The organism is Rhizobium rosettiformans (assembly GCF_016806065.1).
In the GTDB taxonomy this organism is placed as follows: Bacteria; Pseudomonadota; Alphaproteobacteria; order Rhizobiales; family Rhizobiaceae; genus Allorhizobium.
The window spans coordinates 1,931,446-1,945,662 of sequence record NZ_CP032405.1; the positions used below are offsets into that span (position 1 = coordinate 1,931,446).

General features: G+C 61.8%; 8 protein-coding genes. 6 read left to right on the top strand and 2 right to left on the bottom strand.

Going from position 1 to position 14,217, the window contains the following annotated elements:
• Positions 1 to 30: 30 nt before the first annotated feature.
• Positions 31 to 3,537: a hybrid sensor histidine kinase/response regulator gene (locus D4A92_RS09235; protein WP_203019450.1), complete on the bottom strand. Its 3,507-nt coding sequence runs from the start codon at positions 3,535 to 3,537 to the stop codon at positions 31 to 33.
• A gap of 201 nt (positions 3,538 to 3,738) precedes the next feature.
• Between D4A92_RS09235 and mscL the strand changes: the two genes are divergently transcribed.
• The 6 genes from mscL to D4A92_RS09265 all read left to right on the top strand — a co-directional run bounded on the left by mscL (position 3,739) and on the right by D4A92_RS09265 (position 11,831).
• Entirely contained in the window at positions 3,739 to 4,164 is a 426-nt protein-coding gene (gene mscL / locus D4A92_RS09240) for a large conductance mechanosensitive channel protein MscL (RefSeq protein ID WP_203019451.1), read from the top strand.
• Positions 4,165 to 4,295: 131 nt separating this feature from the next.
• Positions 4,296 to 5,465, top strand: a complete 1,170-nt coding sequence (locus D4A92_RS09245; RefSeq protein ID WP_203019452.1) for a pyridoxal phosphate-dependent aminotransferase — start codon at positions 4,296 to 4,298, stop codon at positions 5,463 to 5,465.
• A 175-nt stretch (positions 5,466 to 5,640) separates the two neighbouring features.
• A complete protein-coding gene (gene galE, locus D4A92_RS09250) occupies positions 5,641 to 6,672 on the top strand; it encodes a UDP-glucose 4-epimerase GalE (RefSeq protein WP_203019453.1) in 1,032 nt (343 codons plus the stop codon).
• Between the two features lie 193 nt (positions 6,673 to 6,865).
• Entirely contained in the window at positions 6,866 to 7,936 is a 1,071-nt protein-coding gene (locus D4A92_RS09255) for an HlyD family secretion protein (protein WP_203019454.1), read from the top strand.
• Between the two features lies 1 nt (position 7,937).
• Positions 7,938 to 10,715, top strand: coding sequence for a ribosome-associated ATPase/putative transporter RbbA (gene rbbA / locus D4A92_RS09260; RefSeq protein WP_203019455.1), 2,778 nt, complete (start codon positions 7,938 to 7,940; stop codon positions 10,713 to 10,715).
• Between the two features lie 3 nt (positions 10,716 to 10,718).
• The gene (locus D4A92_RS09265; RefSeq protein WP_203019456.1) at positions 10,719 to 11,831 is read left to right on the top strand and encodes an ABC transporter permease; all 1,113 of its coding nucleotides are present in this window, start codon (positions 10,719 to 10,721) and stop codon (positions 11,829 to 11,831) included.
• 87 nt (positions 11,832 to 11,918) lie between these two features.
• Here the strand turns inward: D4A92_RS09265 and katG are convergent, their stop codons facing one another.
• Positions 11,919 to 14,096: a catalase/peroxidase HPI gene (gene katG / locus D4A92_RS09270; RefSeq protein WP_203019458.1), complete on the bottom strand. Its 2,178-nt coding sequence runs from the start codon at positions 14,094 to 14,096 to the stop codon at positions 11,919 to 11,921.
• Between the last annotated feature and the right edge of the window lie 121 nt (positions 14,097 to 14,217).

Genomic DNA, 14,217 nt, shown 5'->3' on the forward strand with positions numbered 1-14,217 from the left:
GGGTCTCCCGAGCCCGCTCATGCGAAAGCCCTATTCGGCTGCCGCACTGCGTTGCGAGGAGACCTGCGTGATGAAGGCACGAAGCGCAGCCGGCCGCACCGGCTTGTGCTGCACGGTGATCGAATGGCGCTCGGCCTCCGCACGCACCTCAGCCGAGCGATCGGCGGTGATCAAAAGAGCGGGGATGTCGGCCTGCGTCAGTGCTCTCAGTCTGAGAACTGCCCCAATGCCGCTGCCATCGTCCAGATGGTAGTCGACAATGACCAGATCCGGAGCCTTGCCGGACTTGATCAGTTCATCCATTTCCGCGATCGAGCCCGCGCATTCGACGGTGCAGCCCCATCCGGAGATGAGAAGTTGCATGCCCTCGAGGATCTTCGGCTCATTGTCGATGCACAGCACCCGGAAGCCATGCAGCGCCGGCGTGGAGCGACTGCCGGCATCGATCGGTACAACGCCCTGGGTGGCCGGCTTGGCGACATCGAGCGGCATGACGACCTTGAACGTCGTGCCCCTGCCGGGCTTCGAGGCGAGTTCCACCGGGTGTTGCAGCACCTTGGCGATGCGGTCGACGATCGACAAGCCGAGGCCGAGACCGGATGCTGTTCGCATGCCTTCTTCGAGCCGCGCGAACTCCTTGAACACTGTGCGAAACTTGGACGAGGGGATGCCGATGCCGCTATCCGTCACCTGGATCACCACCTTGTCACCTTGACGCCGGGCCCCGACCACGACGCGGCCTGACGGCGTGTACTTGATCGCGTTCGAAACAAGGTTCTGGACGAGGCGGCGCAGCAGGGTCGGATCCGAGCGGACCGACAGTGTTGTCGGCATCACCACGAGCTTGAGGTCCTTTTCTCGAGCCATCGGCGCGAAGTCGGTTTCGATCCTTTGCAAGAGGCTGTTCAACGGCACGCTGGAAAAGCGTGGCTTCATCGCGCCGGTGTCCAGACGCGAAATGTCCAGAACGGCACCGAGAATGCTCTCGACCGATTCTAAAGCAGAATCGATATTGCCGACCAACGCGCTGTTTTGGGAATCGCCGAGCCGCTCGACCAGTGACGAGGAATAGAGCCTTGCCGCGTTGAGCGGCTGAAGGATGTCGTGACCAGCGGCTGCGAAGAAGCGGGTCTTGCCGATATTGGCCTCGTCGGCTGCCGCGCGGGCCTCCGCCAGTGCATGGTTCACCCGTGTCAGTTCGGCCGTGCGTTCGCTGACGCGTTGTTCCAGCGTTTCATTGGCCTGCTTCAGGGCTTGGTCGGCCTCAACGCGGGCGGTGATGTCGCTGAAGGTCGCAACCAGGCCCTTGTCGGGCATCAGGTTGCAGCGCACTTCGATGATCCGATGGCCACCGGCCAGCACCATCTGAAACGGCCTGTCGAACTGGTGGAAGCTTCGGATCACAGCCTGTGTGTCACCGGCCGGAACATCGCCTCGCTGCGCCAGAATGGCGATCATGTCGAGCAGCGGAAATCCGACCTGGCCGACATGCTCGGGCAGGTCCAGCAGAGTGCGGAAGCGCCGGTTCCAGATCGTCAAGCGGTCGGACGCGTCGAAGACGGCGATCCCTTGCTCCATCTGGGCGAGTGCCGTCTGCATCATGTCCTGATTGTATTGCAGCGCTTCCGAGGCCTGGTCGAGCAGCCAGACCGTGTCGGCCGATGGATCCTCGGCCTTCTGCAGGATCAGCGACAGGACTAGCCGCGCCGAAGACGAACCGATCGCGCTGCCGAGCAACTGTTCGGAAAAATGGATGAAGGCCATGTCGGCCGGACTGTCATCGGCGAGTTTGCGGCCAACCGTCTGCTCGTAGGACCGGAATGACCGCTCCATGCGCTCATTGCCGAGATAGCGGGCAATCGCAGCCTTCAGGTCGCCGACGGCGACACTCGTCTTCCATCCCCGGGTTGCGGAGTTGGAACGCGGCTGGCGCTTGATGAAGATCGCCGACTGGATGCGCTCCACAGGGCGCGGATTGCGGCTGAGCGAACCGATAACGAAGGCGAGTGTGTTGACCAGCAGGCTGAAGATTGTCGCATTGACAAGCGGATCGGCATATTGCGGTTCGAACATCGATAGCCCGGGCAACAGGAAACCCAGCACTGCGGACGCGATCCAGGAATGATCTTCGGCGCCGAGGCTCGGCAGGAAGAGCAGGTATGCCCAGACCAGGAACCCGATGGTGAGGCCAGCAATCGCGCCTCGTGCATTGGCCCGCCGCCAGATCAGGCCGCCGAACATGGCCGGTGCGATCTGCGCGATAGCGGTGAAAGACAGAAGGCCGATCTTGGCGAGCCCCGTCGTGTTGTCGGCGGATCGGAAGTAGACATAGCCGAGCAGCAACACGCCGAAGATCGCCGTGCGGCGGATATGCAAGAGCGTCTTGGCGAAATCCTCGCGCTGGCTGGGCCGCCCCAGCAGCTTTTGCCGCAGGAAGATCGGCAGGACCATGTCGTTCGACACCATGATCGCGAGCGCCACGGAGGCGACGATCACCATGGCGGTCGCGGCTGAGAAGCCGCCGATGAAGGTCAGCAGCGACACGAAGCCGGAGCCGGCTTCGAGCGGCAGCGAGAGCACGTAGAGATCGGCATCGCCGCTGCCGCCGAACATCAACACACCGGCGATGGCCGCCGGCAAGACGAAGATGTTGATGGCGATCAGATAGATCGGCATCAGGATACCGGCGAGCTTCAGTTCCCGGGGCGTGCGGTTCTCGACCACGGTGACATGGAACTGCCGGGGCAGCATGATGATCGCGAAGGCAGAAAGCGCAATCAACAACAGCCAGCGACTGGGCGGCGTTTCATGCGTCAGGGCGGCCATGACAGCCTCGCTCTCGGTGGCCTTCTGCCAGAGATCCGCCGGGCCATCGAACATTACCCAGATGACGAAGACGCCCAATGTCCAGAAAGCGATGAGCTTGACCACCGATTCCATGGCGATGGCGAGGATCAGGCCGTCCTGGTGCTCTGTCGCATCGGTATGGCGTGTGCCGAAGATCACCGCGAAGCAGGCAAGGATGAAAGCGACGATCAGTGGCAGGTCGATGAAGTAGAGATTGCCGGTCCCGATGCCGTAAGCGGTTGGATCCATGACGGCTGCGACCGAACTTGACACCGCTTTCAGCTGGAGCGCGATATAGGGAATGATGCCTACCAGGTAGATCACGGTGACAAGCATGCCGACGACAGGGTTCTTGCCGTATCGCGCTGCCACGAAGTCGGCGCCGGAGGTGATCTTTTCTGTCTTGGCGAGTTCGACGATCCGCCGCAGGATCGGCATGCCGAGCGTATACATCAGGATCGGGCCGATGTAGATCGCCATGAATTCCAGACCATGCTCGGCGGCAAGGCCCACGCCGCCGAAATAGGTCCAGGACGTGCAATAGACGGCAAGGCTCAGCGCATAGACGACCGGCCGTCCCCCCGCAGGAACGCCATGCACGCGCGTCTTCCGGTCCCCGTAGCTTGCGACGGCAAACAGGAGCAACAGGTAACCGATCGCTGACGCAACGATGATCCAGCCTGGGAACACCTTTTCCTCCTCGACTGCGCCCGGTGGGGAACCTTAGGGCATGTCTGCGTCTTTTGAAATCGTTTCGAATATTGACCTTAGTCGAAAGGGAATGGCGGCCTGTGCCAAATTACCATTTTCGAAAGCGTGAAGATTGATTAACCATGATCCCGGACCGGTTGTGTGCCGGCAAATCTCGGGACCATTTAGGAGCAGGGGAAAATGCTACACGAATTCAAGACATTCATCGCCCGCGGCAACGTCATGGACCTTGCCGTCGGCGTGATCATCGGCGGTGCCTTCGGTCTGATCGTCAGCTCGCTGGTTGAGGACGTCGTCATGCCTGTTGTCGGCGTCATTTTCGGCGGCTTCGACTTTTCGAATTACTTCCTGCCCTTGAGCAGCAATGTGACGGCAAACACGCTGGCCGCCGCCCGCGAGCAGGGTGCCGTCTTCGCCTATGGCAACTTCATCACGGTCGTCATCAACTTCGTGATCCTCGCCTGGATCATCTTCCTGATGGTCAAGGGCGTGAACTCGCTGCGCAAGTCGATGGAAAAGGAAGAGCTGAAGGCCTCTGAAGCCGCTCCTCCGCCGGCTGACGTGCAGCTTCTGACTGAGATCCGCGACCTGCTGAAGACTCGCTGAAACCTCTCTGCGATCCGGCTGCGGATCGCAGAACCCATCAGCAGGATCGATCTTGTCCTCAAGGAATATCATGGGATTTTTACCCGGTGATCGGTTAGACAGTCGACACCGATCGAAGGAGTGAATTTCCCATGGCCCTGTTGGACAGCCTCAGCCCCCGCGCGCTCGCCGCACCGGAAAGCGGTATCGTCGAGATCATCAACTACGCGCGGGGTCGCGACGGGCTTCTGCCGCTCTGGGCGGGCGAGGGCGATCTGCCGACGCCCGACTTCATCAATCGTGCGGCCAGTGAGGCCCTGCTTGGCGGGGAGACCTTCTATACCTGGCAGCGCGGTATTCCTGAACTCCGCCAGGCGCTCTCGCGCTACTACAAGCGCCACTTCACTGTCGATCTGCCGGTCGAACATTTTTACGTCACGGCGTCTGGCATGCAGGCCATCGCGCTTGCCGTTCAGGCTCTGACCTCGCCCGGCGATGAGATGATCTATCTCTCGCCCTGCTGGCCGAACATCGTTTCGGCGATCGATCTCGCCGGCGCAAAGTCTGTTTGCGTTCCGCTTTCCTTCACCGATGGCCGCTGGGTGCTCGATCTCGATCAGCTGGAAAAGGCGATCACCCCGAAGACCAAAGCGCTCTTCATCAACACCCCGTCGAACCCGACCGGCTGGACGGCGACCCGCGAAGACTTGAAGGCCATCCTCGAGATTGCCCGCCGCCACGGCATCTGGATTCTCGCTGACGAAATCTATGCGCTCTACTATTACGGCTCGTCCGAACGGGCGCCGTCCTTCTTCGACGTGATGGAGGAGGGCGACAGGGTGATGTTTGCCAATTCCTTCTCGAAGAACTGGTCGATGACCGGCTGGCGCGTCGGCTGGATCGTTGCTCCGCCGGAGCTCGGTCAGGTGCTCGAAAACCTCATCCAGTATTCGACCTCGGGCGTCGCGCAGTTCATGCAGCGCGGTGCGGTCTTGGCCCTCGATCAGGGAGACGAATTCATACGGGAGAATATTGCGCGCGCCACCGCCTCGCGAGATATCCTATGCGATGCCCTGATCGCCACCAACAGGGTCGAGACCTTGAAGCCGGAAGGCGCGCTCTATGCCTTCCTGAAGATCGATGGCATCACCGATAGCCGCAGGGCGGCCCTTGATATCGTCGACAAGACCGGCGTCGGGATGGCACCGGGCACGGCCTTCGGCGAGGGTGGCCTTCCGTTCCTAAGGGCCTGCTTCCTGCGCAACCCCGCCCATATCGAAGACGCAGCCGAGCGTCTCAGCGGCTATATCAAGGCGCTCTGATCTCCCCACACGATGGGGTGGTGAATTGATAAAATTTGACTGAAACGGCTTACTCGAACTTTACGAAGAATTCGAATAGGTGAGCCGTTTCAGTGGCTTGGAGGCTTTCGATAAGTACTCCGTAAGATGCGCGTGCTTTTCATGTCCCGATAAGAAGAACACGGGAAGAAAAGTCATGGCGATCTTGGTGACAGGTGGCGCAGGCTTCATTGGCAGCCATATGGTCTGGGCTCTCCTCGATGCCGGGGAAGAGGTGGTCGTGGTCGACCGGCTGTCCACGGGCTTTCGTTGGGCCGTTGCGCCCCAGGCACGTTTTTATCTGGGCGATATCGCCAAGCCGACTGTCCTCAAGCAGATCTTCGCCGAGAACGACATTGAGGCGATCATCCATTTCGCAGGCTCGATCGTCGTGCCGGAATCGATCGCCAATCCCCTGAGCTATTACGAGAACAACACCGAAAACACCCGCCGTCTCTTGTCGGCCGCCGTCAAGGCGGGGATCGACAAGGTCATCTTCTCGTCGACGGCGGCGGTCTACGGTCTGCCGGACAAGCCGCTGCCGGTGCGGGAGGATGCGCCACTGCGGCCGGAATCGCCCTATGGGCAATCCAAGCTGATGAGCGAAATGATGCTACGCGATACGGCGCGCGCCCACGGTCTCTGCTACGTGGCGCTGCGCTATTTCAACGTCGCCGGTGCCGATGTGCAGGGGCGCGCCGGAAATTCCGCCGTCGGTGCCACGCATCTGCTCAAGGTGGCCTGTGAGGCAGCGCTCGGCAAACGTTCCTCGATGTCTGTCTATGGCACTGACTACGACACCCCAGATGGCACGGGTGTGCGGGACTACATTCACATCAACGACCTCGTGGATGCCCATCTCCAGGCGTTGCGATACTTGCGAAAGGGTGGCGGGCCCCTGGTGGCCAACTGCGGCTACGGCAAGGGATACTCGGTGCTCGACATCATCGAAGCGGTGCGTCGTGCCACCAACGCCGATTTCCGGGTCGATTACGCGCCACGCCGTCCCGGCGACGCGTCGCTTGTCGTGGCGGACTCCACATTGGCGAAGCAGGTTCTGGAGTGGACGCCGCGCCATGACGACCTGGGCGTCATCGTCAATACGGCGCTTGCGTGGGAACGGCGGCTTGAGGAGCAGGCCACCCCTGATATCGACGATCTTCGCCGCCGGCTTGCCAGCGGTTTCTAGACGCATGGTTCGTTGCGCCAGAAGGCACCGCCCCGGTTCGCCGGGGCGGTGTTTTGATTTGACGCGAATGTTGTCCGCCATAGCAATCTCTAATTGACGTGGATCAAGTTCGCCGACCGTCCAGGCGTCTATGTCTATGCCGTCCTGGTGAAGCCGATGTCCGGCGATGGCAGGCGGATCTCGGAGATGGCGGATGGCAAAGCGTCAAAGCGGCTGGCTGATCGCATTGCTGCTGATCGTGGTTGGCGGCGGCGCCTATTATGGCTGGAAGACCTTTGAGGGTGATGGCCTGCCGGCCAACATCGCGCACGGCAATGGTCGCATCGAGGCTGTGGAAATCGACATATCCACGAAGACCGGCGGCCGGGTGAAGGACATTCTCGTCGACGAAGGTGATTTCGTCAGCGCCGGGCAGGTGCTGGCTCTGATGGACACGAACCAGCTCGATGCCCATCGCCGCCAGGCCGTGGCCGAGCACCGCCGCACGCTCGTCGCCGTCGATACCGCCAGAAGCGTCGTTGCCCAGCGGGAGGCCGAGCGCGAGGCAGCCCTTGCGACTGTTTCCCAGCGCGAAGCTCAGTTGAACGCCGCAGAAACCACCCTTGCCCGCACGGAACGGCTGATGGAAAGCCGCACCACGAGCCAGCAGGTGGTCGATGACGGCCGTGCTGCAACCGCAAGCGCCCGTGCAGCTCTTGCCGCGTCGAAAGCGCAAGTGGCGGCCTCGGAGGCGGCGATCGGTGCGGCCCGGGCCCAGGTGATTGATGCTGAAGCCGCTGTTGCTGCCGCTTCGGCCGCAATCGAAAGCATAGATGCCGACATTGCCGACAGCACACTCAGGGCGCCGAGAGATGGTCGCGTGCAATACCGCGTTGCCCAGCTCGGCGAAGTTCTGGGCGCAGGCGGTCGCGTCTTGAACATCGTCGATCTCTCCGATGTTTACATGGCCTTCTTCCTGCCGACGGCAGAGGTGGGGCGCATCGCGCTCGGAAGCGAAGCCCGCATAGTGCTCGACGCCGCCGCGGCCTATACCATTCCGGCCAGGATCAGTTTCGTTGCCGATGTCGCGCAGTTCACGCCCAAGACGGTGGAAACCGACGAGGAGCGACAGAAGCTGATGTTCCGCGTCAAGGCGAAGATCCCCGAGGCCTTGCTCAAGAAGTACATCCAGCAGGTCAAAACAGGCCTGCCAGGGATCGCCTATGTCAATCTCGATCCTGCTGCTCCCTGGCCCGAGAGCCTGACGACGACACTGGTGCAGTGACATGAACGGTGTGGCGCAAACTCGATCGGACGATCCTGTCGTGCGCCTTGAAGGGGTGAGCCTCGCCTACGGCAAGACGCTGGCGCTGAACGATGTCTCGCTGGATGTGCCGGCAGGCCGTATGGTTGGTTTGATCGGCCCTGACGGTGTCGGCAAGTCGAGCCTCCTGTCGCTCATCTCCGGCGCCCGCAGGATCCAGACAGGTCGGGTCGAGGCCTTCGGAGGCGACATGGCGCGTGCCTCGCACCGACGCAAATCCTGCCCGCGCATCGCCTATATGCCGCAAGGACTGGGCAAGAACCTTTATCCGACGCTCTCGGTCTTCGAAAATGTCGAATTTTTCGGCCGCCTGTTCGGCCAGGACCGCCGCGAGCGCGAGCGACGCATTGCCGGCCTCTTGCACGCCACCGGCCTGACGCCCTTCGCTGATCGTCCGGCAGGGAAGTTATCGGGCGGCATGAAACAGAAGCTCGGTCTCTGCTGCGCCCTTATTCACGATCCCGATCTTCTGATCCTTGATGAACCGACGACCGGCGTCGACCCTTTATCACGCCGGCAGTTCTGGGAACTGATCGACGGCATCAGGGCCGACCGTCCCGGCATGAGCGTCATCGTGGCGACCGCCTACATGGAAGAGGCCGAGCGCTTCGACTGGCTGGTCGCCATGGACGGCGGGCGCATACTGGATACGGGGACTCCGGACGAGTTGCGGAAGAGAACGGCAACCACGACACTCGATGCTGCCTTCGTCGCCTTGCTGCCTCAGGAGAAGCGCGGTCGAAACGAACCGCTGCGGATTGCGAAACGGTCTGAGGCGGATGGCGGCGACATCGCGATCCGTGCGGATCATCTGACCATGCGCTTCGGTGATTTCACCGCCGTCGATGATGTCAGTTTCGAGATCCCGCGCGGCGAGATCTTCGGTTTTCTCGGCTCGAACGGCTGCGGCAAGACGACGACGATGAAAATGCTGACGGGGCTGCTGGCCGCGACCGAGGGCAGGGCGGAGGTCTTCGGCCATCCCGTCGATCCCAAGGACATCGCGATCCGTCGCCGCGTCGGCTATATGAGCCAGGCCTTCTCGCTGTACGGCGAGCTGACGCTTCGGCAGAACCTCGAATTGCATGGCCGTCTCTTCGGGATGGCGGATGCCGAAATTGGGCCGCGGCTGGAGGAACTGGCGAACCGATTTGGCTTGGTCGAGACGCTGGAAGAACTGCCCGATGCTCTGCCGCTCGGGATGCGCCAGAGGCTGTCGCTCGCCGTCGCCTTGATCCACCGTCCCGACATCCTGATCCTCGACGAACCCACATCGGGTGTGGATCCGGTGGCGCGTGACGGCTTTTGGGCTCTGCTGGCCGACCTCTCCCGGCGCGACAGCGTGACCATCTTCGTCTCGACCCATTTCATGAACGAGGCGGCACTGTGCGACAGGATCTCGCTGATGCATGCCGGCAAGGTTCTGGTCACCGATAGGCCCGAGGCAATCGTTTCAAGCTGTGGCGCCGAAAACCTGGAGCAGGCCTTCATCCATCATCTGGAACAGGCGATCGGCGAAGAAGTCGTGCCCACTTTTCGCTCTGGCGAGGTTGAAGACGCTGCAATCTCAGCGCCCGCGCCATCGACGGAAGTGAAAGGTCATCGCCCGCTTCTTGATCGCCGTCGGCTGCTCGCTTTCAGCCGTCGCGAAGCGTTGGAGCTTGTCCGTGACCCCATTCGAGCCACGCTTGCCATGCTCGGCAGCCTCATTCTGATGTTCGTCATCGGCTATGGCATCAATCTCGATGTCGAGAACCTGACCTTCGCGGCTCTCGACCGCGACGACACGGTCTTGAGCCGGGAATATATCGCGGAGATCGCCGGTTCCCGATACTTTATCGAGCGGCCGCCGCTGACCGACTACCAGGAGCTCGATCGCCGCATGCGCGCCGGCGACATCAGCCTCGCGATCGAGATCCCTCCCGGCTTCGGCCGCGATCTGGCTCGTGGCAATCGCGCTGTCGATGTGGGGGCCTGGATCGACGGAGCGATGCCGGCTCGGGCCGAAACCGTCTCGGGTTATGTCCAGGGCATGCATGCAAGCTGGCTCGCCCGCAAGGCCCGCGAACTTTACGGCGACAAAGCCACTCTGGCGCCTTTCGAGATCGAATTGCGCTATCGCTACAATCCGAATGTGGAAAGCCTGGTTTCGATGGTTCCGGCTGTGATCCCGCTCCTGCTGATGCTCATTCCGGCCATGCTGTCGGTGTTGAGCGTGGTGCGTGAGAAGGAACTCGGTTCGATCATCAACTTCTACGTCACGCCTGTGACGCGTCTCGAATTCTTGCTCGGCAAACAACTGCCCTATATCGGCATCGCCTTCCTGAATTTCCTGATCCTAACCGCCTTCGCCATCTTCGGCTTCCAGGTGCCGCTCACCGGAAGCTTTGCGGTTTTGGCGCTGGGAGCCTCGCTCTACGTCTTTGCCGCAACCGCGCTCGGTCTCCTCCTGTCGAGCTTCATGAAGAGCCAGATCTCCGCGATCTTCGGCACGACGCTGATCACGATCATCCCGGCAGTCCAGTTTTCCGGCATGCTGTCGCCCGTCTCCGCCCTGCAGGGGGCAGGGGCTCTGATCGGGCAGATCTATCCTGCGAGCCATTTTGTCACCATCTCGCGCGGTGTCTTCTCCAAAGGCCTGACCTTCGCTGATCTCGAGCCTCAACTGCTGGCGCTGGCAATCATTGGTCCGCTCCTGCTGCTCGCAGGCACCTTCCTCCTCAAGAAGCAGGCGGTGTGACCCATGCGGCTGGCAAACATTCTTGAGCTCGGCATCAAGGAACTGCGCGGCCTCGCCCGAGACCCCGCCCTGCTCTTCCTGATCGTCTACGCCTTCACTCTGAACATCTACACCGCCGCCACCGCAGAGCCAGAGACGCTGAACAAGGCGGCGGTGGCGATTGTCGACGAGGATCGCTCACAGGTATCGGCCCGTATCGAAAGCGCTCTCTACCCGCCTTATTTCCTGCCCCCGCAGATGATCACACCGGCCGAGATCGATCCCCGCATGAATGCCGGCCTCGACACCTTCGTACTCGATATCCCGCCCGGTTTTCAGCGCGATCTTCTGGCCGGCCGCAGCCCGCAGATCCAGCTCAATGTAGATGCGACCCAGATGACCCAGGCCTTTTCCGGCGGCAGGTACATTCAGGAAATCGTCACGCGCGAGGTGACGGATTTCCTCAGCCGGGGAGACCCAGCGGATCAGGCGAGCGTCGGTCTGTCGCTCCGGGCACGCTTCAATCCCGAGCTCGACAAAGGCTGGTTCGGATCGATCAATGAAGTCATTTCCGCCGTCACCATGCTGTCGATCATCCTGACCGGGGCGGCCCTGATCAGGGAGCGAGAGCACGGCACGATCGAACATCTCCTCGTCATGCCGGTCACGCCTGCGGAAATCATGCTGAGCAAGATCTGGTCGATGGGCCTGGTCGTGCTGCTGGCGACGATGTTCTCGCTCTTCGTCGTCGTGCACGGCGCGCTAAACGTGCCCCTTCAGGGCTCCATGACCCTTTTCCTCATCGGGGCAGCGCTACAACTGGTTGCCGCGACATCCATGGGCATCTTCCTCGCCACGGTCGCCGGGTCGATGCCGCAGTTCGGTTTGTTGCTGATGCTGGTTCTTCTGCCGTTGCAGATCCTGTCGGGCGGCATGACGCCCCGTGAAAGCATGCCCGAGGTGATCCAGTGGATCATGTCGGCGGCACCCAACACGCACTTCGTCATCATGGCCCAGGCGGTTCTCTTCAGGGATGCCGGGCTCGATGTCGTCTGGCCGCAGATCCTGGCGCTGCTCGCGATCTCGGCCGTGTTCTTCGTCCTGTCCCTGCGCCGCTTTCGCGCCTTCCTGCGCTAAAACAGCAAAAAGCCGGAGAGGCGGCTGCATCTCCGGCTTCTTCTAGCGGTTCCGAGCCTCGGGGCACGAGGCTCGTTGCCGTAGCTTTCAGGCTTCGAGATCGAAGCGATCGGCGTTCATCACCTTGACCCAGGCAGCCACGAAGTCCTTCACGAACTTCTCCTGGTTGTCGTCCTGAGCGTAGACTTCCGCATAGGCACGCAGGACCGAGTTCGAGCCGAAGACGAGATCGGCGCGGGTCGCGGTGAACTTCTTCTCACCGGTCTTGCGGTCGCAGATGTCGTAGGAGTTCTTGCCCGTCGGCTTCCAGGTGAAGCCCATGTCGGTCAGGTTGACGAAGAAGTCGTTCGTCAGCTGACCTTCGCGGGTGGTGAATACGCCATGCTTGGTGCCGCCATAGTTTGTGCCGAGCACGCGCAGACCACCGAGCAGCACCGTCATTTCAGCGCCCGTCAGACCCATGAGCTGGGCGCGGTCGAGCAGCATCTCTTCGGGGCTGACGACATAGTCCTTCTTCGTCCAGTTGCGGAAGCCATCGGCCAGCGGCTCGAGCGGGGCGAAGCTTGCGGCATCCGTCTGCTCGGCAGTCGCGTCGCCACGACCAGCGGCAAACGGCACGGTCACGTCGTAACCGGCAGCCTTGGCCGCCTTCTCGATGCCGACATTGCCGGCGAGCACGATGACGTCGGCGACACTGGCGCCGAATTCCTCGGCGATCAGTTCGAGCACCGAGAGTACCTTGCCCAGACGGGCCGGCTCGTTGCCTTCCCAGTCACGCTGCGGAGCCAGACGAATGCGGGCACCGTTCGCACCGCCGCGCATGTCGGACTGGCGGTAGGTCCGGGCGCTGTCCCAGGCCGTAGCAACCAGTTCTGCGATCGACAGACCGGAAGCTGCGATCTTCGCCTTGACGGCGCCGACATCGTAGTTCTTGGCGCCAGCCGGGATTGGGTCCTGCCAGATCAGGTCTTCGGTCGGAGCTTCCGGACCGATGTAACGAACCCTCGGACCGAGGTCGCGGTGGGTCAGCTTGAACCAGGCGCGGGCAAACGTGTCTTGGAAGTAGGCCGGGTCCGCCATGAACTTCTCGCAGATCGCACGGTAGGCCGGGTCGACCTTCATCGCCATGTCGGCATCGGTCATCATCGGCATGCGACGGATCGACGGATCGGTGGCGTCCACCGGCATGTGCTCTTCGCGGATACCGATCGGCTGCCACTGCTGTGCACCAGCGGGGCTGTGCGTCAGTTCCCAGTCATAGCCGAACAGCAGTTCGAAATAGCCCATATCGAAGACGGTCGGGTTGGTCGTCCATGCGCCTTCGATGCCCGAGGTGACAGCCAGGCTCGCCTTGCCGTTCTGGTTCGGGTTCATCCAGCCGAAGCCCTGGTTTTCGAGATCACCGGCTTCCGGCTCGACGCCGAGCGCCTGCGCGTCGCCATTGCCGTGTGCCTTGCCGACGGTGTGGCCGCCAGCGGTCAGCGCTGCGGTTTCTTCGTCGTTCATCGCCATGCGGGCGAAGGTTTCACGGACCTGAGCGGCAGTCGCCATTGGATCCGGCTTGCCGTTCACACCTTCCGGGTTGACGTAGATGAGACCCATCTGCACGGCGGCAAGGGGGTTTTCCATCGTATCAGGCTTGGTCACGTCGTCGTAGCGGCTGTCGGAGGGCGCAAGCCACTGCTTTTCCGCGCCCCAGTAGACGTCCTTTTCCGGACCCCAGATGTCGGGACGGCCGAAGGCGAAGCCGAAGGTCTTCAGACCCATGTCTTCATAGGCGACGGTGCCGGCGAAGAGGATCAGGTCGGCCCAGGAGATCTTGTTGCCGTATTTCTTCTTCAGCGGCCAGAGCAGACGACGCGCCTTGTCGAGGCTGGCATTATCAGGCCAGGAATTGAGCGGGGCGAAACGAATATTGCCGGTGCCGCCGCCGCCACGACCGTCTGCCAGACGATAGGAGCCGGCAGAGTGCCAGGCGAGACGGATCATCAGGCCGCCATAGTGGCCCCAGTCGGCTGGCCACCACTCCTGGCTGTCCCGCAGCAGGGCCTTCATGTCCGCCTTCAATGCGGCGACGTCGAGCTGCTTGACGGCTTCACGGTAATCGAAGCCCTTGCCCATCGGGTCGGTCTTGGTGTCGTGCTGGTGCAGGATGTCGAGGTTCAGCGCATTTGGCCACCAGGCCATGACGTTTGCGCCGCTTTCCGTGTTCGAACCATGCATGACCGGACATTTGCCGGTGCCTTTGTTGCTCAGGGTATCCATTGTGTACCTCCTTGAAGAAACCGCTTTTCCAGGATCGAATTGCTGACACCCTCTGGAAGAGCACGTCCGCATCACAATCCGATGAACTGGCGGCAGGACTTTGGACCGCCCCGCCTGATCC